General features: G+C 43.7%; 26 protein-coding genes. 16 read left to right on the top strand and 10 right to left on the bottom strand.

What is annotated here, in order from left to right:
* Positions 1-72 precede the first annotated feature (72 nt).
* The 5 genes from AB4484_RS16945 (at position 73) to cydX (ending at position 5,173) form a co-directional block, all read left to right on the top strand.
* Positions 73-630 (top strand): MAPEG family protein, encoded by a 558-nt coding sequence (locus tag AB4484_RS16945; RefSeq protein WP_048611886.1) that lies wholly within the window; start codon positions 73-75, stop codon positions 628-630.
* Between the two features lie 122 nt (positions 631-752).
* A complete protein-coding gene (locus AB4484_RS16940; protein ID WP_372079395.1) occupies positions 753-2,183 on the top strand; it encodes a PLP-dependent aminotransferase family protein in 1,431 nt (476 codons plus the stop codon).
* A 142-nt stretch (positions 2,184-2,325) separates the two neighbouring features.
* Positions 2,326-3,912 carry a cytochrome ubiquinol oxidase subunit I gene (locus AB4484_RS16935; protein ID WP_372079392.1) on the top strand — a complete coding sequence of 529 codons (1,587 nt, stop codon included), beginning with the start codon at positions 2,326-2,328 and terminating at the stop codon, positions 3,910-3,912.
* Between the two features lie 12 nt (positions 3,913-3,924).
* Positions 3,925-5,061, top strand: a complete 1,137-nt coding sequence (cydB, locus tag AB4484_RS16930; RefSeq protein ID WP_372079389.1) for a cytochrome d ubiquinol oxidase subunit II — start codon at positions 3,925-3,927, stop codon at positions 5,059-5,061.
* A gap of 10 nt (positions 5,062-5,071) precedes the next feature.
* The gene (cydX, locus tag AB4484_RS16925) at positions 5,072-5,173 is read left to right on the top strand and encodes a cytochrome bd-I oxidase subunit CydX (protein ID WP_017083482.1); all 102 of its coding nucleotides are present in this window, start codon (positions 5,072-5,074) and stop codon (positions 5,171-5,173) included.
* Positions 5,174-5,284: 111 nt separating this feature from the next.
* Here the strand turns inward: cydX and AB4484_RS16920 are convergent, their stop codons facing one another.
* From AB4484_RS16920 to AB4484_RS16910, 3 genes are all read right to left on the bottom strand, one after another.
* A complete protein-coding gene (locus AB4484_RS16920; RefSeq protein ID WP_372079386.1) occupies positions 5,285-5,518 on the bottom strand; it encodes a hypothetical protein in 234 nt (77 codons plus the stop codon).
* A 59-nt stretch (positions 5,519-5,577) separates the two neighbouring features.
* Complete coding sequence (locus AB4484_RS16915; RefSeq protein WP_372079384.1) at positions 5,578-6,297, bottom strand: hypothetical protein; 720 nt, start codon at positions 6,295-6,297, stop codon at positions 5,578-5,580.
* A 98-nt stretch (positions 6,298-6,395) separates the two neighbouring features.
* On the bottom strand, positions 6,396-7,235 hold the full coding sequence (locus AB4484_RS16910; protein ID WP_017070907.1) for a LysR family transcriptional regulator: 840 nt from the start codon (positions 7,233-7,235) through the stop codon (positions 6,396-6,398).
* A 192-nt stretch (positions 7,236-7,427) separates the two neighbouring features.
* On the opposite strand from AB4484_RS16910, the gene gntH reads away from it, so the two are divergent.
* The 5 genes from gntH to AB4484_RS16885 all read left to right on the top strand — a co-directional run bounded on the left by gntH (position 7,428) and on the right by AB4484_RS16885 (position 11,520).
* Positions 7,428-9,053 carry a guanitoxin biosynthesis MBL fold metallo-hydrolase GntH gene (gene gntH / locus AB4484_RS16905; RefSeq protein WP_050621463.1) on the top strand — a complete coding sequence of 542 codons (1,626 nt, stop codon included), beginning with the start codon at positions 7,428-7,430 and terminating at the stop codon, positions 9,051-9,053.
* A gap of 123 nt (positions 9,054-9,176) precedes the next feature.
* Positions 9,177-9,692, top strand: coding sequence for a hypothetical protein (locus AB4484_RS16900; protein WP_048611397.1), 516 nt, complete (start codon positions 9,177-9,179; stop codon positions 9,690-9,692).
* A gap of 179 nt (positions 9,693-9,871) precedes the next feature.
* Positions 9,872-10,381 (top strand): hypothetical protein, encoded by a 510-nt coding sequence (locus tag AB4484_RS16895; protein ID WP_372079382.1) that lies wholly within the window; start codon positions 9,872-9,874, stop codon positions 10,379-10,381.
* A gap of 170 nt (positions 10,382-10,551) precedes the next feature.
* Positions 10,552-10,731 carry a hypothetical protein gene (locus tag AB4484_RS16890; protein WP_017095358.1) on the top strand — a complete coding sequence of 60 codons (180 nt, stop codon included), beginning with the start codon at positions 10,552-10,554 and terminating at the stop codon, positions 10,729-10,731.
* A gap of 300 nt (positions 10,732-11,031) precedes the next feature.
* Positions 11,032-11,520, top strand: a complete 489-nt coding sequence (locus AB4484_RS16885) for a GNAT family N-acetyltransferase (protein ID WP_017068284.1) — start codon at positions 11,032-11,034, stop codon at positions 11,518-11,520.
* 156 nt (positions 11,521-11,676) lie between these two features.
* Here the strand turns inward: AB4484_RS16885 and AB4484_RS16880 are convergent, their stop codons facing one another.
* A complete protein-coding gene (locus AB4484_RS16880) occupies positions 11,677-12,252 on the bottom strand; it encodes a nucleoside triphosphate pyrophosphohydrolase family protein (RefSeq protein ID WP_304564037.1) in 576 nt (191 codons plus the stop codon).
* 213 nt (positions 12,253-12,465) lie between these two features.
* On the opposite strand from AB4484_RS16880, the gene AB4484_RS16875 reads away from it, so the two are divergent.
* Positions 12,466-13,536 carry a diguanylate cyclase domain-containing protein gene (locus AB4484_RS16875; protein WP_372079380.1) on the top strand — a complete coding sequence of 357 codons (1,071 nt, stop codon included), beginning with the start codon at positions 12,466-12,468 and terminating at the stop codon, positions 13,534-13,536.
* A gap of 28 nt (positions 13,537-13,564) precedes the next feature.
* Here AB4484_RS16875 and AB4484_RS16870 read toward each other — a convergent pair whose 3' ends face one another.
* Complete coding sequence (locus tag AB4484_RS16870; protein WP_372079378.1) at positions 13,565-14,131, bottom strand: DUF1415 domain-containing protein; 567 nt, start codon at positions 14,129-14,131, stop codon at positions 13,565-13,567.
* Positions 14,132-14,216: 85 nt separating this feature from the next.
* Positions 14,217-15,416, bottom strand: coding sequence for an MFS transporter (locus AB4484_RS16865; protein WP_372079376.1), 1,200 nt, complete (start codon positions 15,414-15,416; stop codon positions 14,217-14,219).
* Positions 15,417-15,526: 110 nt separating this feature from the next.
* Here AB4484_RS16865 and AB4484_RS16860 point away from each other — a divergent pair, with 110 nt between their 5' ends.
* Positions 15,527-16,399 (top strand): LysR family transcriptional regulator, encoded by an 873-nt coding sequence (locus tag AB4484_RS16860; protein ID WP_372079374.1) that lies wholly within the window; start codon positions 15,527-15,529, stop codon positions 16,397-16,399.
* Positions 16,400-17,175: 776 nt separating this feature from the next.
* On the opposite strand, the gene AB4484_RS16855 is transcribed toward AB4484_RS16860, so the two are convergent.
* On the bottom strand, positions 17,176-17,412 hold the full coding sequence (locus AB4484_RS16855) for a glutaredoxin family protein (protein ID WP_016786183.1): 237 nt from the start codon (positions 17,410-17,412) through the stop codon (positions 17,176-17,178).
* A gap of 137 nt (positions 17,413-17,549) precedes the next feature.
* Here AB4484_RS16855 and AB4484_RS16850 point away from each other — a divergent pair, with 137 nt between their 5' ends.
* On the top strand, positions 17,550-18,047 hold the full coding sequence (locus tag AB4484_RS16850; protein WP_372079372.1) for a YgjP-like metallopeptidase domain-containing protein: 498 nt from the start codon (positions 17,550-17,552) through the stop codon (positions 18,045-18,047).
* Positions 18,048-18,051: 4 nt separating this feature from the next.
* Positions 18,052-19,353 carry a 23S rRNA (adenine(1618)-N(6))-methyltransferase RlmF gene (gene rlmF, locus AB4484_RS16845; RefSeq protein ID WP_372079370.1) on the top strand — a complete coding sequence of 434 codons (1,302 nt, stop codon included), beginning with the start codon at positions 18,052-18,054 and terminating at the stop codon, positions 19,351-19,353.
* An 88-nt stretch (positions 19,354-19,441) separates the two neighbouring features.
* Here rlmF and pilW read toward each other — a convergent pair whose 3' ends face one another.
* Together pilW and metA are read right to left on the bottom strand one after the other, a co-directional pair.
* Positions 19,442-20,209: a type IV pilus biogenesis/stability protein PilW gene (gene pilW / locus AB4484_RS16840; protein WP_372079368.1), complete on the bottom strand. Its 768-nt coding sequence runs from the start codon at positions 20,207-20,209 to the stop codon at positions 19,442-19,444.
* A 167-nt stretch (positions 20,210-20,376) separates the two neighbouring features.
* Complete coding sequence (gene metA / locus AB4484_RS16835) at positions 20,377-21,318, bottom strand: homoserine O-succinyltransferase (protein ID WP_017066439.1); 942 nt, start codon at positions 21,316-21,318, stop codon at positions 20,377-20,379.
* 275 nt (positions 21,319-21,593) lie between these two features.
* On the opposite strand from metA, the gene AB4484_RS16830 reads away from it, so the two are divergent.
* Complete coding sequence (locus tag AB4484_RS16830; RefSeq protein WP_122082900.1) at positions 21,594-21,962, top strand: ATP-binding protein; 369 nt, start codon at positions 21,594-21,596, stop codon at positions 21,960-21,962.
* A 78-nt stretch (positions 21,963-22,040) separates the two neighbouring features.
* The gene (locus AB4484_RS16825) at positions 22,041-22,463 is read left to right on the top strand and encodes a DUF3859 domain-containing protein (protein ID WP_050645258.1); all 423 of its coding nucleotides are present in this window, start codon (positions 22,041-22,043) and stop codon (positions 22,461-22,463) included.
* A 109-nt stretch (positions 22,464-22,572) separates the two neighbouring features.
* Here AB4484_RS16825 and AB4484_RS16820 read toward each other — a convergent pair whose 3' ends face one another.
* Complete coding sequence (locus AB4484_RS16820; RefSeq protein WP_017059177.1) at positions 22,573-23,679, bottom strand: M20/M25/M40 family metallo-hydrolase; 1,107 nt, start codon at positions 23,677-23,679, stop codon at positions 22,573-22,575.
* Between the last annotated feature and the right edge of the window lie 84 nt (positions 23,680-23,763).

Below are 23,763 nucleotides of genomic sequence, written 5' to 3'. Positions count from 1 at the left end.
TATCCTTTCATATAGTAAGAGAACGTCACAAATATCGACTGGTTGATAGTTAATAATGAGTAAATCTGTTGGATGGATGACGAGGGTTTTATGGAACTAACCAGTAAGCAAGTTGGAGTCTTTAAGGGAATGGCGTGGGCTATGCTAACCGCCATTGTTGCAATCTGGGCAGCCATCGTTTTAGACCCTCTCAATTACGCTCAAACCAGTTTGCTAGAAGATAGGGTGACTGTTTTAGGGCAGTCTCTGATACTACCGACCTTGATGTTAATCGTCTCTATTGGACGCTTAGCCAAGTTTCGCTTCTTCAGCCCAGAAGATATCGATGGCAGTGGGTTAACGTCTGGAACAAAGCAAGCCATCATGCTGCAAAGCTTGCTTCAAAATACCTTAGAGCAACTGGTCATCGCATTTGGTGTCTATACCGCGTGGTGTTTATTAATGCCTTTTGCTTGGTTATCGGCGGGACTCGTGTGTTCAGTGTTATTTTTTATTGGGCGTATCTTCTTTTTCAAAGGCTACAGTCATGGAGCACCGGCAAGGGCTTTTGGTTTTGCGTTAACCTTTTATTCAACGGTAGTGCTGTGCTTGGTATTGGTGGTCACTCAATTGGTATTCGCCTTAAGTTAGTTAGACGTTTTGCTAAGGTGCTGTCTACTTTAAACCAAGGCAAATAAATTTCGATTAGGGCAGAGTATCCCTTTGCCTGTAACATGATGTGTTTACTATCTTCGAACACGAAAGACTTTTTGATGAAAAAATCACAGATACTCGCCAATACAATCAAGAATCAGATAGAGCAAAATATTTGGTTGAGTGGTGAGAAGATCCCATCAATTAGAGATGCGTGTAAGCGCTATAAACTCAGTATCGAGACGGTACTGCAAGCCTATCAGCAGCTTGAAGACCAAGGCTATGTGTGCTCAAAGCCTAAGTCTGGCTATTTCGTGTTACCGCGCAGAAATGTATTCGTTTCGGATCATTCAAAGCAAAAAGCCATCAAGCCGTATCCTGTTAGAATCAGTGACCTGCTATACGATGTACTTCAACGAGCCAAAGACCCTAGCATTATTCCACTTAGCTCGGCATTCCCTGATCCCGCCTTGTTTCCGCATCAAGCATTGTCACGCAGTTTAGCTAATGCCAGCCGTCAAATGCCCGACAACAGTATGCTCACCAATTTGCCTCCAGGCAGTGAAACACTTCGCAGGCAAATTGCCCAACGTTATCAAGTTCAAGGTTTGAACGTACTGCCAGACGATATTGTGATTACTTCTGGGGCGATGGAAGCGCTTAATCTTTGCCTACAATCCTGTACCGAACCGGGTGACTTGGTCGCTATCGAGTATCCTGCGTTCTATGGTGTGTTACAGGCAATTGAAAGACTAAACCTCACTGCCGTAGAGATTCCAACAGACCCGACAACAGGGATTGATTTAGATGTGTTGGAATCGGTGTTCGCTTCAATGGACATCAAGGCGTGCTGGTTCATGACAGAATCGCAAAACCCTGTTGGCTATTCGATGAGTGATGGAAACAAGCAGCGATTGGCCGAGTTGGTGAACCAACATAAGATCCCGATGATTGAAGACGATGTGTATCGAGAGCTTCACGTCGGTAATCAAAGCTCATTGCCTGCTAAAGCGTATGACACTGACGAGCAGATCATGCTTTGTGGTTCATTTTCCAAATCATTGTCACCTGGCTTTCGAATCGGTTGGGTAGTTGCAAGGAAACAAGCGTTAAAGATTCAGAGATTGCAGCACCTTTCGACGCTCTCAAGCAGTATTCCTATTCAACTTGGACTGTCTCACTACCTAACCTTTTATAGTTATGACAACCATCTTAAAAAACTTCGCAAGCTTTTGAATGAAAGGAAGAAGGCACATATTGCATTGTTAGAATCTAGCTTACCTTCAAGTGCGATGGTGCATAAAAGCCAAGGTGGTTACTTCATTTGGATTGAACTGCCTCACTCTGTTTGTGTTGAGAAGTTGTATGAACTAGCCCTTGAACAAAACATCTCTGTCGCACCGGGAATCATATTCAGCAGTGACAAAAAGTTCTCTCATCACATTCGTCTCAACTGTTCGTACGCTTGTGACGACAAAATAGCAGAAGCCATTCAAACATTAGGCGGCTTGATTCAGACAATGGAATTGCAAGCCAATAGTTGCAGCTAAATTCTGACCAGTCGTTCGTCTAATAAGCAAATCTGTTCTGTTTTTTAACAATCAATCTGTTCTAGTTTGGTTCGTGAGAACTGTGCTGAAATACGCTCCAATTCTTAATATGAAAGCCATCATTATGATGTTTGGAGCTTAAATGTTTGATGTAGTTGAATTGTCGCGTTTACAGTTTGCGCTAACCGCTATGTTCCACTTTCTTTTCGTCCCTCTGACTATCGGTATGTCGTGCTTACTGGCGATCATGGAGTCGACCTATGTACTCACCGGTAAGCAAATCTATCAAGACATGACCCGCTTCTGGGGCAAACTGTTCGGCATTAACTTTGCCTTGGGTGTCACGACCGGTTTAACCATGGAATTCCAGTTCGGCACCAATTGGTCTTACTATTCTCACTATGTCGGCGATATTTTCGGTGCACCTTTAGCCATCGAAGCGCTTGTCGCGTTCTTCCTAGAATCCACCTTTGTCGGCTTATTCTTTTTCGGCTGGGAAAGGCTATCTAAACGCCAACACCTTTTAGTCACTTGGCTGGTGGCTCTGGGCTCAAGCTTCTCTGCATTGTGGATTTTGGTTGCTAACGGTTGGATGCAAAACCCGATTGGATCAGAGTTCAATTACCAAACCATGCGTATGGAAATGACCAGCTTTGCTGACGTGGTGCTTAATCCTGTCGCACAAGTTAAATTCCTGCATACCGTGGCATCAGCGTATACCTGTGGATCAATGTTTATCCTTGGTGTGAGCTCTTACTACTTGCTTAAAGGTCGTGACGTTGCTTTTGCAAAACGTTCGTTTGCTGTCGCAGCTTCGTTTGGCATTGCTTCTATTATCTCGGTGATCGTATTAGGTGATGAGTCGGGCTATGAACTGGGTGATGTTCAAAAAGTGAAACTTGCGGCAATTGAAGCGGAATGGCACACAGAACCCGCACCTGCGGCATTTACCTTGTTCGGATTACCAAACCAAGAGGAAGGCAAAACCGACTTCGCGGTCAAAATCCCTTATGTGATGGGAATTATTGCGACGCGATCTCTGGATGAGCAAGTAACGGGCCTTCATGACCTACGCGACCAACACCTTGTTCGCATTCGGAACGGAATCATCGCTTATGAATTGCTGGAGCGTTTACGAGCAGGCGATACCTCTTATGAGACGGAACAAGCCTTTGATCAAACCAAGCACGATCTCGGCTATGGCTTATTGCTCAAGCGTTATACCCCTGCTGTAACCGATGCGACTGAACAGCAAATCCAACAAGCGGCAGATGATTCAATCCCAACTGTCTGGCCACTTTTCTGGTCATTCCGAATCATGGTGGGCTCTGGCTTCATTATGTTGTTTGTCTTTGGTGCGGCCTTCCTGCAAACCTACCGTAAAAACATTACGCAAAAGCCTTGGTTACTGAAAGCGGCGCTATGGTCGATTCCATTACCTTGGATTGCCATTGAAGCTGGCTGGTTTGTTGCGGAATACGGCCGTCAGCCTTGGGCAGTAGGTGAAATCCTTCCCGTGACGGTCGCGGCTTCTTCTCAAACCGTTGAAAACCTGCTTACGTCTCTTGCTCTCATTATCAGCCTGTATACCCTATTCATCATTGTTGAAAGTTACTTGATGATTACCGTGGCTAAAAAAGGGCCAAGCAGTTTAAAAACGGGTCGCTATCACTATGAACAAAATACAACTTCACTTGAAGCCAAATTGGCACAACAAGTTCAACAATAAGGTGATTGACTCATGTTCGAATATGACACATTGCGTTTAATTTGGTGGGTTCTGATTGGTGTACTGCTGATTGGTTTTATGATCACCGATGGTTTTGATATGGGAGTGGGGGCGTTGTTACCGTTTATTGGTAAAACGAACGCTGAGAGACGAGTCATGATCAACTCCATCGCGCCCCATTGGGACGGCAACCAAGTATGGTTAATTACCGCAGGTGGTGCGTTGTTTGCAGCTTGGCCTTTGGTTTATGCGACATCGTCTTCAAGCCTTTATGTAGCGATGTATTTGGTGCTTATCTCATTGTGGTTGCGTCCTTTGGCGCTTGAGTATCGAGCAAAGATCGACAGCGATCAGTGGCGACGGGTGTGTGACTTGGCAATCTCGTTCTCAGGCTTCTTCCCTCCTATTTTGTTTGGGGTGGCGTTTGGCAATTTGATGCAAGGCTTACCTTTTACACTCAATAGCTTATTGATGGTTGAGTACCATGGTTCGTTAATCGATTTAATTAATCCAGTTGCGCTTTTGTGTGGTTTGGTTGGGTTATTGATGGCGCTGTTACAAGGCAGTGCGTGGTTGATGATGAAAACCACAGACGCAGTGTACAAAAAGGCAAGAACGGTGACGCAGGCGAGTGCGGTACTTGTCGCTTTCCTTATGGTGGTTGGCTGTATGGCGATTAACCATAGTGATGGGTATGTGATAGTCAGTGCGATGGATCATAGCTCGGCTTCGAATCCTTTGAACAAAGAAGTCGTCACACAAGCAGGCGCTTGGTTAACCAACTTCGATACGTACCCTTGGATGTGGTTTGCACCGATCGGCAGCGTGACCATTCCATTACTGGCTTTGATTGGCGCAAGATTGAAATGGGATGCGATTGCTTTTATCAGTTCAAGCCTGACTAATGCTTGCATCATTTTAACGGCTGGTTTCTCGATGTTCCCGTTTGTTATCCCGTCTAGCGTTAACCCGAGTCATAGCCTAACGTTGTGGGATTCAACCTCCAGTGAACTGACCTTGAACATCATGACAGGTGTGGCGTTTGTGATGGTGCCAATCATCCTGTGTTATACCGCTTTTAGTTATCGAACCATGTTTGGACGACTCGATAGCGAGTATGTCGAACGTAATGGCCATTCACTGTATTAAGGAGTTTCTCATGTGGTATTTTGTTTGGATATTGGGCTTATTCCTAGCCTCAGCATTCGCAGTTTTGAATGTGATTAGCTTAGAGAAAAGTGACTCAGAAACAGAGTCTTAATCGCTGAGTAAAGCTCTGTAAGAAGATGAGAGTTATATAGAAAACAAGAGCTATATAAGAAGACCAGAGCGTGAGTTTCTGGTCTTTTACGTTTTGTAATGTGTTGACGAATTATTCCAGAATAAGGTTTTCTTTAATCTCATCGTTAAGATACCCCTGATCAAAATCTGGTGTCCTGAATGCGACGAAGGAGGAGTCTAGAAAGCTGGTTTCTAGATAACTCGATTCTAGATAATGGGAATCTAAGTGATCAGCACTTGCGTAGGTGGGAATCGCGGAAAACAAAACGATACTGATCGCTGCAGCGATATTAATGACTTTGTTACGTTGAGGAGTCATTTTCATAGTAGTGCCCTCGAAAGGTGGGCAAATCCATCTGCCTATGAGAATTGAATCTGAGATGTTTAGAAGTCGTAAGACAAACCAAGCGTAATGATATTGTCGTTGTCGATCGGGCCCATCGATTGGCCGTTCAAGTAAAGGTCACCTTCGTTGGTATTGAAGTAGGTGTATTTCACGTAGGGTGTCCAGTCGTCGATGCTCTTAGAGAGAACGACTTCGTGTTCATTGGTACGGTAGTCGCCTTGATGAAAGATAACGTTGTCATCGTTGTGGGTAAACCCGCCATTGGATCCATCACTGTTTTCGTGAGTGTATTGGTAAGCTAAATCCCAGCCTGCGAGTGAGTACCCCGCACCGGCGATGAACTTATTGGTGTTGATCGTGGTGTCGCTTACATTCTCGAGTACTTGCCCTGACTGGTTATATCCCAATCCACTGAATACATTGAAGTTGTCGTTCACTTGATAATCGATAATACCTTCGATTAATAACTCTTCACCGTTGTCCCATTTACCGAGTTCACCGTATAGGTTGAACGTGAAGGATTCGCTGATGTGAAAGTCGTGGCCGTAACCCGCGGCTAACCAACCCTGGTCATCAAAACCTATATAGACTTGTCCATTTTCTGAGGTATCGATTAATGCGCCAGCTTCTGTGGTGTAGACACCGTTATCAGCAGCATTAGAGGCAACGTTTTGTTCGATGTAAACTTGAGTCGAAGTCGCAAACGCTGCGCTGCTGAGTAACGTAAGTGGTAGAGCAATAAGGTTAAGCTTTTTCATGGATTCTCCAGTGTCGTTCTATTGAATTAACTTGCTGGAGAGTATGTAATTAAACTGAATTTATATTAATAGGGTTAACTTTAGTTAAAACCTCAGTTTCATTTATGTTTTCTTAATGCTGATTTGATTGCTTCGCGGGTTTTGATGTGCTGTTCGTCATTAGCATAACGGCGGTGATAGAGCATTCGAAACGTGATCGGTCTTAATTTGATGGGGATAGGGTGAACGCGTAAGCCAAGCGCTGGTGCAAGCATTTCTGCAAAAGAACGAGTAGAAGCGGCGATATAATCCGTCGTGCTTGCCAAAATCAGCATGCTTGAAATTGAGCTGGTTTCAATTCTGACTTTTCTCGGCTCGATATCGCTCTCTGATAAAAACTCGACCGTGTTCATATTGGCGCGTTTGATCTTAAGTGCAATATGTTCCTCTTGGAAATACTCTTCTTTACTCAGCGTTTCACCAATTCGAGGGTGGTTAATTCGAGTCAGACACACGGGTTCCTCATCGACGATGGTTTCTTCAATCAGTGAATGTTTCTTACTCGAAAGTACATCAATGACGATATCCACTTTTTGTGCAGTAAGCGCATCAAACAGTTCTTCCTCTTCAAGCGGCGCTTCCGTGAAGCTTACGCCTTCAACCTGACTAACGAAATGAAGCAAGCTCTCTGTGCAATAGACTTTAAGGTCATTCTTTTGCTGCTCAACCGTTCCAATGATGTTCAATGGGTCTTCTATCTTATTAGCGAGTGATACCGCTGCTCCAGTAGGCGCGATACCTCGTCCTTCTCTTACAAATAAAGCCTTGCCCACGACACCTTCAAGTCTCTTAATCGCCGCGCTTACCGCGGGTTGAGAAATATCGAGCTGCTCTGATGCCACGGTGATAGAGCTGTGTTTGTAAACGGCCAAAAATGTCGTCAGTAGATTAAGGTCCAAATTCAGTTCCCTCTATTCTTATTGCCACTCATCCAAATCATTGTGAAGCCTTTCTAATTCATAAATGAAATGGAGGTTTTAAGTAAAGTTTACACTATATATCAAGGTTCTGTTTATTAATAAACTTGTTTGCATCGGAGTGAGGAAGGAACTTCATTCATTTACTAAATACTCAGACCGATAGGTGAAACTATGAGAACTTTCGCAAAATTATCAATCATCTCTACAGCAATGATCATCACGACAACCGCTTTTGCTGCTGACCCAATGATGCAATACAACACCAAGCAAACTAACTCTGATATTCAAAAACTCGAGAAATTTGAATATCACGAGGGTGAAACCCTTGAAGAGTATTTGAGCAACCAACCCAAGGGGAACTTGTACTCTTCAGAAGAAGAAGTGCTTTCTGTGTTAATGGGCGGTGTAAACAATGGTGACTATCGCAAAGAAACCAATTCAGGTTGGAAAGAAGGCCTGATGTTTGAAGGCATTGCACCTTATGGCGATCACATGGTGTCCGGCGCCAACTGGTTCCCACGCACTGAAGAAGTTCAACCGGATGAAATGCGTGTCACGTTCATGGGGACATCACCAATGATTCGCCCGGGGCAGGCAAACACCTCGATATACGTCGAATTGGGTAACGGCTCTAACTTTGTCTTTGATTTAGGTGAAGGATCAATTGCGAACTACGTAGCGGCGGGTGTCGCGATGAATGAACTCGACCATATCTTCATTACTCACTTACACGTAGACCATTACGGCTCGTTACCTTACCTGTATCAATTTGGTGGTTGGAATGGTCGCTGGGAAAAGCCGCTTAACATTTATGGTCCGAGTGGTGCGACTCCAGAATATGGCACTCGTCATATGATTGAAGGCATGCAGCAAATGTTGAACTGGCACACCGATGCATTTGATGTGTTCCCATCAGGCAACGACATTGTGGTACACGAGTTTGATTTCCGCGATGACGGAGGCGTTATCTATGACCAAGACAATGTCGAAGTCATTCACTGGCGACGCAGCCATGCAAAAGATGGCGCGTCTGGCTATCGCTTAAATTGGACTCAAGATGACGGTCGAGTGCTTTCGTTTGTTTGGACAGGAGACGGTCGTCCAACCGAGTTGGATTTGAAATACGCAAAAGGTGCAGACTTGTTCATTACTGAGCTGCAAACCGAAACGTTTGGTGTGTCTTCGATTATTCAAGGTGTGCCGCCATTCTTAGCACGTTACACCGTTGATACTCACCATACGCCAGCGTACGCGGCGGGTTATGTGGCCAATGAAGTACAACCGCGCTTGTTCATGACAACGCACATGACATTCGACCCATATCTCAATGAGGAAACCGTTGCAGAGGTTCGACACCATTGGCAAGGGCCTTACCACTTCGGTGCGCCAGATGGCATTGTCGTTAACATGACTAAAGATAACGCGTGGGTTCGTGAAGGTATTTTACCTGATTTCCCGAACGCGCGAGCGCCACAATTTGATATGGCAGATGGGTCTGATTTTAGAATTCCATTACCGAAAAACAGCCGTGAAGACATACAAGAACAAGAGATTCGTGATTTAGAGCTGGATCCAAAACTGTACTACCCAGAAGGCTACCATCCAGAGCTGTTAACTGAGTGGCCAGTCGACCGTGACATCGTGATCCCAGCTGAACAAGTACCAGAAGCAATGAAGCAAGGTATGAACACCAAGCAAGAATACATGGATAGAGTGCGTGCTCACCACAATCTTGAGCGCAAGTCGGTAAGTCGTCCAACTGAGCCTGGTGAAGGGGCGGGAACCGATAGCAAATAGGGCATTTGTAGTGAGGGCTGATGTGCCCTCACATCCTAAAAACTTAGGAAACAGCTCACTCTCTTACTCAATCATAAAAATCATTGCTAGCAACATCTTTGCTTAGAATATCTGGAGTTCATTATGAAAAAATCAATTTTAGCGGTCGTCATTCTATCTTTAGTGGCAGGTTCTGTTTTCGCTAACGGACAATCAAATGCTCACAACTATCAACCTGGTGCGACGAATAACTCGGAACGTTTAGCGGATATTGATCCTAACTACGAACTGACCTTACCTTCAGAAAAAGAAGGCTACACCATGTATGACAACCAATACATGTCAGATGGCGGCACCTACACAACGTATGTCAAACCGAACCCTTCCGATGCAATGCATGTTGCCGATGAAGGCTCGCTAAAAATAACGCACGGTGAAGGTGGAGGCATTATGACGGAATACACAATAAAGGATGGCCAACACGCTTTTTCTGTTATGTGTGGATATACCTCGGGTCCTTCATTCTGGGCTGATGGAAAACCAGCGAAGGTATGTGAAGAGGCGCAAGCATTAGCGGTTGCCTTGGAAGCAAAAGGGCAATGGGAGATGAAGCAGATGGCTTACACCATCGCGCCAGCAAGAATCGTGGTTGATAAGTGATTTTTGTTTTCAGAGCTCTCGTTATATCGAGCCTCGTTATCCAATCATATTGATTATTTGTAGTGAGATGAGAGAGGGGCTCAGGCTGAAATGGTCCTGACGTTCCCATCTGCTCATCTCACCAGAAGTTAAGCCAAGCAACTAATCAAATTGTTCTCTCAAATTTAGAAGGTCTATCCATGAATAACACTATTAAACTACTGGCTATCGCATGTGTTTTACTTACTCCAATGCTTGTAGCCGCTGCCGAACATAATCACAGTCACAATCATTTCAACCCTGCACTAGAACAACTTGGTGATGACATTATTGGTCTAACCGTGTGTTACAAAAATGGTCATCTATCAGATGAGAATCAAGAACCTGCTTTCATGAACCTGATCAACCACGCCAATGTGGAAGGAGAGGAGTTAGGGATGTTCTACATGAACAAGTTGGGTCCTAAAGCCGAGCAAATCATGAGTGATGACGAGGCTCGTCGCTTATGGACTGAAGATTATTGTGCTGATTTGACTGATACTTATTTGGACTCAGACAAGTTAGCTCAAAGAGCAAATGAACATCAAGGTCATTCCCACGGACACGATCATGGGCATCACCATAAACATGACCACCATGGACATGGCGATTTAACACCAGAGGTACTTGAGCAAGATATTGAGAGAGGGCGTTTACTCAGTATCAACTAAGCCCAATAAGATAAGCGTACTTACTTTGTTACCTCTTGGCACAAAATGGTAAGACTCGAATCGAGCGAATGACTAGAATTATCTCAAACGAAACAAGTGAGCTAGGACTTAATCTGATCACTTTATCTTATTCGAATGGATGCTTTCAAAACTCGAAAGAGGATTAACTTATGTACGAACTAACACTGATTCTAAGTCTAATGATGGGTGGCGCTGACAGCACAGCAGAAATGGAAGTTAACACCCAATTTACGACTCTTGAGCAATGTAATGAAGAAGGCGCAGCGCTAGCTGAGAAGCTAAATGCAACAGACCTTAAAGTCATGCAAGTTCAATGTGAGCGTGATTAACTAGATCAAGATGAACTAGTTCATGATTAACCAGAACAGAATTAGTTAGATCATGCTAACTAACTCCATAGATTTAGCGGCGTGGGCACACCCGAGGTGCCCATATCGAATTACCTCCAGTTTAATTAACCTTGATTCCTCAAATTTACTTCTTCAGATCATCCACATACATTCCCCACATCAGCCCTAATAAAAACAATTTCATCTAACCTATTGTTAAATATTTACTATTTGTTAGTGTGTTTAGGTGCACATTAAGGATGTGTTTCATATTTAGCGATGAAAATAGTAGGAGTTGCGATGAGTATTATAGTGAGACGGTCTGAACCGTCAGATGCAAAGGGAATAAAAGAAGTTTACGAATGCACTAATGCTTATACCGGTACGCTGCAACTCCCAAATCCATCTCTGGAAAGCTGGCAAAAACGAATCTCTAATATGCCTGACAACGTGTACTCGTATGTCGCGATGATCGACGATGAGATCGTTGGCAACTTGGGAATGGAAGTGTGTGTGAACCCAAGAAGACGACATGTTGCTTCATTTGGTATGGGTGTTAAAGACGATGTGTTAGGCAAAGGTGTGGGTAGCCAACTGCTCGCAACAGCAATCGATCTGTGTGATAACTGGATTAACATCAAGCGAATGGAGTTAACGGTGTACACCGATAATGAAAGAGCGATCAGCCTGTATAAGAAGTTCGGTTTCGTGATTGAAGGAGAGTCCGCAGGGTTCGCTTTCAGAAATGGCGAATATGTGGCAGCTTATCATATGGCGCGACTGGTATAGCATTTAGCTACAATTAACATACAGGTACAACTGACACACAGCTGCAATTTACACAGTTAGAATTGACTGACAGATAATAAAACGCCACGTTATTTAAACGTGGCGTTTGCTATTCAAGTTAGCTGAAGCTTTTAACCGCTTCAGTCTTAACCTTACTTAAGCCGTTAGTGGCTCAAGGTTCGCAGGACGGTAGTGTACAGATTTTAGTACTTTACCTTGGCGAACTGTCTTGCCTTCAGATACGAAATCTTCCGCACACTTAGCGATGATGTATTCGCCTTTTTGAACAGCCATCAGCTTGATGTTTTGCTCAGCATAGAAAGCTTCTGTTTCAGCGTATTCAGTTTCGTTGCGACATACTTTGCTCATGTTGCTTGAGTGTACTTCGTCCCAGCAAGGCAAGAAGTCAATTGAGCGGTTTTTAGAAACATTCAACAGTAGGTCGATCAGGTAGCTGATTGCTAGGTTGTCTTCAACCTTAGCTTGACCAAGGTGAACCAAGCGTCCCATCAAAACATAAACGCTGTCTACAATAGCGTCCGCTTGTTCGATTTTAGAGTCAGCTTCTGCAAGTTCTGTTAGTTCTTCGATCGCTAGAGAGGTATGTAGCGTATCGCCTTTTTCGTCCATTGTTTCAGGAGCAGCAACAGGCAGATCAAAAGTACTGCGGAACTCTTCAATGTCGCGGTAAAGGTGATCGTAGATTTCTTGGTTTAGTTGAGAAAGGTTCATTTTCCTATCCATTCTGTTTCGTTAATGGATTATTTTACCAAAGCTAGGAATAGGGTGCTAACGCAAAGTCGAAGAAGTCGACTTTTATTCATTGGACCAATGAGGTATTTTGCATACAAACTAATTGATTATTATGTTTTTTTACACTTTACTCTTCTTAATATACGAAATATTAATGTTGCCATTAATGTCAGCAGTAGTGGAATCCCATTTATGAACCAAGCCAGTGAAAGCGAAATTGTTATACGCCGCTTGTATCAAATCACCAATGATTATCGAAAGGGCTTCGATATTCAAATCGCTCAGCTGCTTATTATGGGGCTTGAACGCTTCAACCTTGATATTGGTATCTTATCGAAAGTCGATGGCAATACTTATGTTGTTGAACATTGTGTTACGCCTGAAGGAGTAGAACTCAATAGCGGTGACACCTTCGATTATCGTTCAACCTATTGCGAAATTACCTGTAAATCGATTGGCCCTATCTGCATTGAGCATTGTGGCAAACACGATAAATATGCGAAGCATCCCGCTTACCAGTCTTTTGGTTTGGAGTCTTATATTGGGGTTCCCATTTTCGTTAATGATGAGCTTTATGGCACTTTAAATTTTTCAAGCCCAGCCCCCTATCATCGCGAGTTCAAAGAGTTCGATGTCGACGTGATGAGGCTAATGGCGTCATGGATCGAAGTGGAGCTGGTTAGAAGGCAGCAAGAACGAAAGCTCAAAGAGCTGAATGAGAAGTTAGAGTACCAAGCTCTGTATGATCCTCTGACACACTTGCCAAATAGACGTTGTTTGTTCAAAACATTGAATGCAGAAGTGGAGCAGTTAAAAGGTTCTTTAGGAAAGGGAACCTTGGCCGTTGTCGATATCGATTTCTTTAAACAGGTCAACGACACCTATGGCCACCAAATGGGTGATGTTGTATTAAAGAAAGTGGCGAACGTGCTAAGCAATAACACTCAAGAGGGTGAGTTTGTGGCGCGTTTTGGTGGTGAAGAGTTCATTCTTTGGTATCCAAATAAAACACCAAGTTGTGTTGAAGATAAGTTCATGACTCTTTTGCGAGAGATGAAGAAAATCACACTGGATAGAAAACCTGTCACTATATCGATTGGTGCGTGTCATTTTGAGTTGAGTACAGGGGATACCAAAGGGGAAAGGATGTCGGCGTTAGATAAGCTGATCAAAGTTGCCGATGAATGTCTGTACATTGCGAAACAAAATGGACGAGATCAGTTTATTTCTCGTCCATATCATCAAGAGCGCTCAGGAATATGAGCCACCTTGTTAGCGATTAACTGAACTATTAGCTAAACAAGTAAGGGAACAGTTTACGGCGTTCTTCTGGCGTTAAAGACTCGACTCTCGCGATGTTAGTATCAGGAATCGCCTCAGGGTTAGGGTAGTGCTTTAACACCTTTTCCATACTCGCTTCACGAATCAAATGGTAAACCGGGTACGGAGAACGGTTCGTTAGGTTTTCATCGTCTCCAGGATCCGCACCACCAAAACAATAGTCTGGGTGGAAGGTTGCTACTTGGTAAACGCCTTCCCAATCTTCTTGCTTGATCAGTGCTTCAATCCAATCAATGAACATGTTGTAGTCGAAGAAATCTTGCAGCATGTTAGGTACAACCACCAAAGTCGTCTCCAACTCTGCGACTGGCGTGTTATCTAACTCTACGAAATGCGTCATGATGTCTTCCAACAACGCTTCTTCCGTATTTGCTTCACTCACAAAGATCTTAATCTGTTTATTACGTTGTGGCTTGGCTGCGAATGGACACAGGTTTAGGCCAATAACGACATCGTCTAACCACTGTTTAACTTGGTCGTGGATGGTTTGAAGGTCTGTGCTTTGAGTGTTCGACATAACAGGTTCCGAAATGAAATTTTGCGTAGGATATCAGAACGGACGTTAATCAAAAGCAATAATTGAGTTACAACCTCTGTCGCACTTATGCTTGTGCGAGTTTAGAGGCCGATACTTGAAGTTGTTTTAATTGGTAGACCCAAGCAAATATCGCGACATAGAAGATTGAACCGCCTGCAATCACGCCATTCCAACCGAACAACTGCCAACAATATAAGAGTAAGAAACCACCTAAACTGCCACCTATGTAGTAGTGGACTAAGTAAATTGCCGTTGCTGTCGCTTTCGCGCTCGGCGCTTTTTGACTCACCCAAGAGTAGGCAAGAGTGTGGGCAAAGAACGCGCCGCCGCTAATCAATAACAAGCCTGCTAACATGAACGGGACTTTATCGACGGCTGAAACCAACATCCCAATTAGGCTGATACACACACCCATTAAAATTCCGTTTAAAGGGTCAAAGCGAAGTGTCCATTTGTTGGAGAGCTTAGAGCTTACCGTACCGGACAAGTAACATAGGAATATCAGCGATGCTAAACCCACAGGCACTGAATGAGGCGCAGATACCAGCCTAAAGCCCATTACTGAATACAGGTTAACGAACAGGGCAAAGTTAGCACCACCAATCAGCATAGCTAACCAAAGTGTACGGTTTCTTAAGTGCATCATTACAGATCGGTTATGATGAAAGAACAGCCCTTTCTGTGGTTTGAAGTTTTGTTGGTCAGGCAGGCTATACGCAATATAGAGTGCGCCAAGCAAAGAGCCGACAACGAAAAACAAAACTGTCGCATGCCAGTCGAAATAATCCGTAATCAAGCCACCGAGTACACGCCCGAAGATACCGCCTAGAGAGTTAGCCGCTATATAACCGCCTATCGCGACTGCGAATGCTTTGGGTGATAACTCTTCGACCATATAGGCAACCGCCACGCCCGCAAAAGCAGCGACCGCAATTCCCATGAATGCTCTGGCAATAACAAGCTGTAGTAGGGTGGTTGTGAACACCATGCTCAATCCAATCAAAGGAATAGCGAACAGACTGAACAGAATGATGGGTTTTCGGCCAAAGGTTTCAGAAGCGATTGCCCAAGGCACTAAACTAATGGAGAGCCCAAGTGTTGTTGCAGCAAACAGCCAGTTGATTTGAGTTTCAGATACTTGGAAGTGCTCCGCCATGTGCGGCAAGATTGGCTGAAAGAGATAAAGGTTACAGAAAATGATAAATGAACCAATCGCCAATGATTGGGTAATTCGTTTGTATTGAGGACTGCCTTTATCAAACATTTACGTTGTGCCTGCACGAGTTAGTAAGCTATTTGTGAACAAGTTATCAGCACAAGTATGATTAAAGAAATATATTAAAAATATCACCTCTATATATTTAATATATCGCCATGCTTGAATCAAAACCACTTCGACATTTTCTGGCTGTTGCGCAGTTTGGTAACTTCACTCAGGCCGCCAAAGCGCTGCATATCGCTCAGCCTGCATTGAGTATCTCTATTAAAAAACTCGAACAGACGCTTGAGTTGATTCTGTTTCGTCGCGGAGATAAATCTGTCACCTTAACGGAAGAGGGAAAGGTATTGTTTGAGCATGCGAAGCGAATAGCCCAGCAGTTTGATGACGCGCAGCTTGCGATGAATGAGCTAAAGGGACTGGAAAAGGGAGAAGTGCGATTAGGCGCTCCAAGCATGATGGGCAGTTATTTTTTTCCCCAAGTCGTGATGGCATTTAAAAGCCAGTACCCAAACCTAAAGTTGACTCTGATTGATGCTGGCACCGCTTCTATTCGTGAAATGTTGTTAAACGGCGAACTCGATATTGGCGTAATCAACCATGAAAACGTGCCTGATGATCTTGAAACTGACCACCTGTTAAGCTCAGAAATGTTAGCTGTAGTTGGCAAAGATCACCCACTCGCAACGCAACCATCCATCACCTTTGAAGAGTTTTTTTCTCAAGAGCTGATCATGTTCAAATCAGGCTACTTCCACCGTGATTTTATCGATGCGACTTGTAAGAAGTACAACCTCGATATGACCATCGCCTTCGAAACCAATTTATTACCGATGATTCTTTCTATAGTGAAGCGAGAGTTTGCCATCACCGCGTTGCTTAGCTTGGTTACAGAATACGAGGAAGACGTAGTAGGCGTGCCATTTAAAGACCCTGTGAAGCTGAACCTATCTTTGGCGTGGAGAAAAGAAGGGTATCTGTCAAAAGCAGACCGAACCTTTATCGATTTCGTTAAGCGATATGTGTAGCTAATTTTATATGTGGGTAATTAATCTGAACTAAGATCTCACTATCACCCTGATTATGCGATTCATATCACTATTTATTGTGTTTATAATTTACTAAGCGTACAGCATATTTAATAATTCCTATTCATTATGAGTATGGTGTTCTGTTGGTATGAAATGTGAATGTAAAGAGCAAAATCTGGTTAGGATTCATAGAACGTTGTTGGATCGTTTCTTTGGTATAAAAGGAAGATACCAGTGTGTGAACTGCGGTGTGATTTTTAAAATTAAAGGTAAATGATCGATGCGGTTGGAATCGAAATATAAGGCTTGTGTTAAGCTGACCAAATCGTCTCTAGTTAGACTAACGTTGATTTCTTCGCTTCCACTTTAAATGTCAGTGGATTGTAACCTTTTGATTAATAGCCGTGATTGTCTTTTTGAACAAAGTTACCAGTGATGGTTATATTATTCTGTGAAAAATGTGCGCTCTACAATATGGCTAACGAAGAGGAGCTAAGAGATATTAACTGTCTCTAAGTTAATCAATTCGGTAACCCTAGCCCAATGAAGTGTAAGTGCAAAGAACGCAGGCTCATTAGAGTCCGCAGAACATCCGTCGACAAAGTCCTTGGTATAAAAGAGAAGTACAGATGCGCTTCTTGCAGCGGTCTTCTTAAAGTGAAAGGGTAGCGCTGAAAAAGACCTTGGTTGCCGATACCCAAAACACAAAGCCCGAACATCCTAGGTTGGACATTCGGGCTTTGTTTGTAGAAATATAAATCTCTTAAATCACTTTAAGTGTTCTTTGAGTTATACATCTTATCGAAGTTCTTCTGATTCCAACCGACCATCACTTGATCGCCGATCTTAAGCACGGGGATAGAACGAGCACCCATCGCTTGCAATTCTTTACGACCTCGCTGCATCTTTGCATTCGTCAGGCGGTAAACAATTTTCTTAGAGTCTAAATACCTTTGGGCATCTTTACAGTGCGGGCATTTGTCTGCGACGTACAATACAACACGTTTCATTTTTTCATTCTCTTGGTGAATCTCGCTAAAGTGTAACGAATCCTAGGTGATTAGAAAAGTGTGATCAGTTACACTATGCGGCTCAATTTTCAAGACCACAACGTATTGTCGTGGTGTAACTTGTACGGTCTTTCAGCATGCATCCTTCTTTACGCTATATTCAAGGCTATCCTAAGCACATTCTTGATCCTGTTACTCAACTTGTAGAGTCGGGTAAATTGGTGCCTTGGTTTGAAGCTCGCTACCCAAAGAATCATGAAATAAAAAGCGAGAAAGCCCTGTTTGACTATGCGATTGAGATAAAAAATCGCTACATGAAAAAAACACCACCGCTCAGCAAAGTGATATACGACGGTAAGATACACCTAATCAACAATGCGTTAGGTCTTCATTCTTACGTGGCTAAGAATCACGGTGGAAAGATAAAATCAAAGAATGAAATTCGTATCGCCAGTGTTTTTAAAAATGCACCAGAACCTTTGCTAAGAATGCTGGTGGTACACGAACTGGCGCATATTAAAGAGAAAGAGCACGACAAAGCCTTTTACCAACTATGCTGTCACATGGAACCGGAATATCATCAACTTGAGTTGGATGCCCGTTTATTCATGATGTATTTAGATTTAAAGAAGTAGCCCAATGAGCCAATCACAAAATAGAACGACGCTAAGCCTGTCGAAAAACAGTACTTCATCAGCAAAAATAAAAGATAACCAAGCTAAAGAAGGCAGCGACAAGCGTATTTCTACAAAGAACACATCTGATAAAAGCCGCAAGAATAGTGTCCCTAAAGGTGCTGGTAGTAACAAGGCAAAGAGACCTTTTGCAAAAGACAGCAAATGTAAACCGGGTTCGAATAAAGGGTCATCGAATAAGGGTTCTTTCAATAAAACGGCTTTTAACAAAAGCGCAGCCCAAAAAAGACGTTCGGCTGAAAAACCTCAAGGTGGATTACACCCAAGAAACCAGCACACTGGTCGTTATGACTTCGAGTTGTTGGTTGCAGCCTTGCCCGAGCTAAAAGAGTATCTGATCAAGAACCCAGTGGGTGAAGACACCATTAATTTCTCTGATCCATTGGCCGTTAAGCTACTCAACAAAGCTTTGTTGGCGCATCACTATGGCGTTAAACATTGGGATATTCCTGCAGGTTACTTGTGCCCGCCAATTCCTGGCCGTGCAGACTACATCCACAGAGTGGCAGACATCCTTAATAGCGATGGCCAAGGCGAACCCTATAACCACGCGTCCGTGAAAGCATTAGATATTGGTGTTGGTGCAAACTGTATCTACCCAATTATTGGTGCGACAGAGTATAAGTGGCGTTGTACAGGGACCGATGTCGATTCAGTCTCCATCAAAACAGCGAACTTCATTGCTGAAAGTAACCCTAATCTAAAAGGTAAGATCCGTGCTCGCCTACAAGCGGACTCTGAATCTATCTTCAAGGGTGTGATTAAGGATAATGAACGTTACGATGTCACTATTTGTAACCCTCCATTCCACAGCTCTCTTGAAGAAGCGGAAAAGGGTTCACAACGTAAACTGGATAATCTAGCGGCGAACCGAGCTAAGAAAGCCGGTCAGTCGTTCAAGCCAGAAACGAACAAGAAGCCAGTTAAGTTAGATAAATCAACTAAGCAAGCTAAACCAACCTTAAACTTTGGTGGTCAAAAAGCCGAGCTTTGGTGCCCTGGTGGTGAAGCCGCTTTCATTATGAAGATGGCGAGAGAGAGTCAACTTTTTGCTACTCAAGTCTTGTGGTTTACGACATTGATTTCTAAGAAAGACAACGTCGATATGGTTCGTTCAGAGTTGGGTAAGCTGCGAGCTAAACAAGTGAAAGTCGTCGAGATGTCGCAAGGCCAGAAGGTAAGTCGCTTTATCGCATGGACCTTTATGGACGACGAACAAAGACAAGAGTGGATTGCGCTTAAATAGCCGCTGTACTTAGTTAAGATATCAAGCAGAAATACGGACGGGCTTGTTGTTAACGCAACAAGCCCGTTTTTTGTGTTTTGCCTATACGCTAAGCAGAAAGCAACTCATCTAACTTGCTCTGATATTTCTGCTCTAGAGCTCTGTTGCCTGCTTTATTTTCGAGATCGACCAAGATTTTAAGCGATGGAATTTGATATCCATAACGTTGGTGGAATTTGAATAAACGAAGTCGAGCGTCATTGTAATCGGCGTCACTCACTTCAATCTTTGATAACTGTAGTATCGATTTCACCCGGTTGGGATCGTGGTCAATCGCTCTGCTAAAGTAGTACTTCGCTTGGTCTGTATTGCCAGCCTTAAATGCGCAAAACGCGGCATTTTCATAACTTGCAGACACCAAGTAGTAGTAAGGTTGATCGATAGCGCGATTAAAGTATTTATCGGCTTGCTCGTATTCGCCCTGTTTACACAAGAAGGTACCGTAGTTGTTCAATACATTGCCGTTTCTTGAATCAAGACTGAGTGCTTTGCGGTAAGTGCTTCTCGCTTCATCTACTTCACCCACTTGTTCGTAGTAATGCGCCATTGAAAGCCGAGCACGGTAGTAGCTAGGTGCGTGTTTAATCGCGAGCTCAAGGTTTTCACGCGCTCTTACCATATTGCCTTGTCCCATATAGCCCAAACCTAATTCGATTCGAGATTCAGACATAGCGATAGGGTCACTTTCAATCTTTGGTGGGCCTTCAGTGACAGATACACAACCGACCAACGAAAGAGAGGCGAGTAGTACTGCACTTGATAACGAAAGGCGGCGGGATAACGAAATCGGATTTGAGAATGACGGCTTGGCAGGCATGTGAAGCTCCTTATGAACACCAACCCATCATATGAAATCAAACCCATTGAAGTGGCAAATCTATTATGGAATGCGACCCACACACCATAAAAAAACGCGTCCAATTCGTCGTTTTATCAACAACATACTGAACACGGTTTATGTGTTTGTGAATCGGAAGAAAGAACTTAATCGTCTTTGGTAAAGTTGTCTTCGCTGAAGTGATCCAGATCGTAAGGCGTTTGTTGGTAAACACAGTAGTTTAGCCAGTTTGAGAACAACAAGTGTCCGTGGCTACGCCAGCTGGCAACCGGTTTGTTGTCTGGATTGTTGTTCGGGTAGTAGTTGATAGGTATCACAGGTTCCATGCCTTCACCCAAATCACGAATGTATTCATTGTGAAGTGTATGAGAGTCGTACTCAGGGTGACCCGTTACAAACACGTTTCGCTTATCTTTGGTCGCTGCTAGGTATACGCCCGCAACATCAGAAGTCGCAAGAACATCAAGGTCTGTATGCTCCGCTAAGTACTCTTGAGAGAAGTCTGCATAGCGAGAGTGCGGAGCCAAGAATGTATCGTCGAAGCCACGTAAAATAGGGTGGTATGGGTTATGTATCTCGTGGTTGTAAACACCAGACAGCTTCTCTTTACGAGTGCGTTTTGGCAAATCATAGAGTAATTTCAAACCAGCCTGAGCCGCCCAACACACGTATAGAGTTGAAGTAACGTGCTTGTTTGCCCATTCCATGATGGTTTTCAGGTGGTCCCAGTAGATTACATCTTCAAATTGAACTAAGCCAAGCGGCGCACCAGTGATGATCAATCCATCAAAGTTTCTTTCTTTGACCATTTCAAATTGGCGGTAGAAGTTATCAAGGTGTTCAGTCGGTGTGTTTTTGCTTGGTCGGTCATCAATGCGCAGCAGCTCTACATCCACTTGCAATGGGCTGTTCGATAGTAGGCGTAAAAATTGAGTTTCAGTTTCAATCTTCTTCGGCATTAGGTTGAGGATCAAGACTCGAAGTGGACGAATTTCCTGTGTCGATGCTCTTGATAACGGCATAACGAAGATGTTTTCTTCACGAAGAACATCGGATGCTGGCAATTGGTCTGGAATGCGAATAGGCACAGCTTTCTCCCTAAGCTAGATATGTAGACGTCTATACATCTAAATCTATAGTAGTTTGATACGCTTGTCGATATGCAAAATGGATAGATGTAAATTATTTGTGTTTTCTATCAAAAGCAATCCACGCGCTTCGAGGGGAGTCTCATTGTATTCAGTGATTGTCTGAGTCGTGTGTAAGTACTTGGTTTTCGTATGCTGAGCTAAGGCAGTTATCAGAGAAACTCGTTACTATTTACGATAAACTCATGTTTTCGAATTAGCCTGTAAAGTGACAGATGAAGTTGATACTCATTCGAGGGTTGCCCGGTTCTGGCAAATCAACAAAAGCAAAAACCTACGATGCATTGCATGTCGAAGCCGATATGTATTATGTGAATGAGCAAGGTGAGTACCACTTTGACCCTAGACAGCTGCAACAAGCTCATGAGTGGTGTCAAAACACGGCGGAAAACGGCTTAAAGCAAGGGCTTGATGTGGTGGTTTCGAATACCTTTATTAAGCATTGGGAAATGAAAGCCTACCGCCAACTTGCACGTAAATACAAAGCGGATTTGGTTATAGAAGTCTGCCGAGAGCAATATGGCACTATTCACGACATTGAACCTTCAGTGATTAAGCGTATGGCGAAAGATTGGCAAGAATAGCCTCGTTTTTCCTTTGCTGGCGTGGCTGAATGGCAAATAGAATTAAATTAATAGAACAACTTCAAGGTAACGATTGAAATGGCAAAGCGCTCTGTTGTGGTCGACATGACATCTTACGGGATCTACACAACGTGGGATTCCAAATCTAAAGATCTTCCAAAAATCCAAGAGTTCACCACCACCGTTGATGCTGAAATCGACGTAGAGTTTGGCTATATCCTGAATATCAAAAAAGCCAAAGGTGAAAAGATTCGTTACTGCATTTATCACCCGAACATCACTACAGACAAGGGTGAAGTGCTCGAACCGTTTGATGGTGAAGAGTATGTCGGTAACAATGATTGGGATTTTTACTTAGGTGACACTATCTGGGCGCCTGTCTCGAACAAGCTGGGCAAATGGCGCATGACGGTCGAGCTAAAAGGCAACATTATTGCTGATAAGACATTCGACCTAGTGGCAAAAGACGAAGGCCAGTTCTGGAAGCGTAGGGGGTTTTAGATTCGACCTTCTATGTTCATCTAAACAGCAAAAAGCCGAGCATCGTGATGATGTCTCGGCTTTTTTCATTGTGCTAGATAGAAGTGACTACCATAACTAATGGATTCGATTATTGCGTTACGTAAGCCACAACAAACTCAGTGATAGCGACCATGTCTTTCACTGCAATGTATTCTTCAGTGGTGTGAACTTTCGCCATACCCGTAGAAAGGTTAACCGTTGTTAGACCTTTTGCGTTGAAGTTGTTTGCATCGCTACCGCCGCCAGTGCGTTTAGTGTTCGCTGTTACGCCAAGCTTCTCGAATGCTGATTTGATAGAAAGAATATGCGGGTGATCATCGGCAATAACGAATGCATCGTAAGCACGAGTCGATTCGATTTCTACTTCAGCGCCGAACTGTTTTGCACTCTCTTGGAATGTAGAGATCATGTGTTCAACTTGAGCCGTTAGCTTTTCGCCGTTTAGAGAACGTGCTTCAGCCACCACTTTAAGCTCTGGCATTACGATGTTAGTCGCTTGACCACCTTCAACAATACCAACGTTTGCTGTCGTTTCTTCATCGATACGAAGTAGGTTCATCTTGGTGATTGCGTCTGCAGCAACTTGAATTGCGCTGATGCCTTCTTCTGGCGCTAAACCAGCGTGAGCAGGGCGACCTTTGATCTTAGCTACAATCTTCTGCTGACCAGGCGCTGCGTTTACGATAGTGCCAATTGGACCGCCTGTATCAAGTACGATTGCGTGCTCAGATTGAATGTAAGACATGTCGAAGTTCAAAGAGCCGAACAGACCGCCTTCTTCGAATACAGTAAACGCAATCTCAATAGTTTTGTGCTCTTGGCCTTCAGCTTTGATGCAACGAACCGCTTCCATGATAGCTGCGATACCAGACTTGTCGTCACCACCTAGAATTGTGTTGCCTTTTGAACGGATGATACCGTCTTCGATGATTGGCTCAATGCCGATACCTGGCGTTACTGTGTCCATGTGACAGCTGAACACTGTGCTACCTGGAAGAGTGCCATCTAGACGAGCGTAGATGTTGAAACCGTTAGACACTTCTTCAGGAACCGCCAGTTTGTGAACTTCAAAACCTAGTTCACCGAGTTGCTCAGCCAAAGCTTCAGCAATCGCTTTTTCGTTACGAGATTCACTATCAATTTTCACTAGATCGCAGAAATGTTCTACAAGACGTTGTTCATTAATTTGGGTCATTGTTAATTCTCATTATGCTTCCGCTTGTTCAAAAAGAAGCCGCGGAGGTAGGAACAGGAAAATCACTATACCCGTGATCATTGA

The sequence above is a fragment of the Vibrio sp. 10N.261.46.A3 genome (genome assembly GCF_041472995.1).
GTDB lineage: Bacteria > Pseudomonadota > Gammaproteobacteria > Enterobacterales > Vibrionaceae > Vibrio > Vibrio coralliirubri.
The sequence above is the reverse complement of the archived record's forward strand: the minus strand, read 5'-3'. Positions and strand labels throughout refer to the sequence as shown.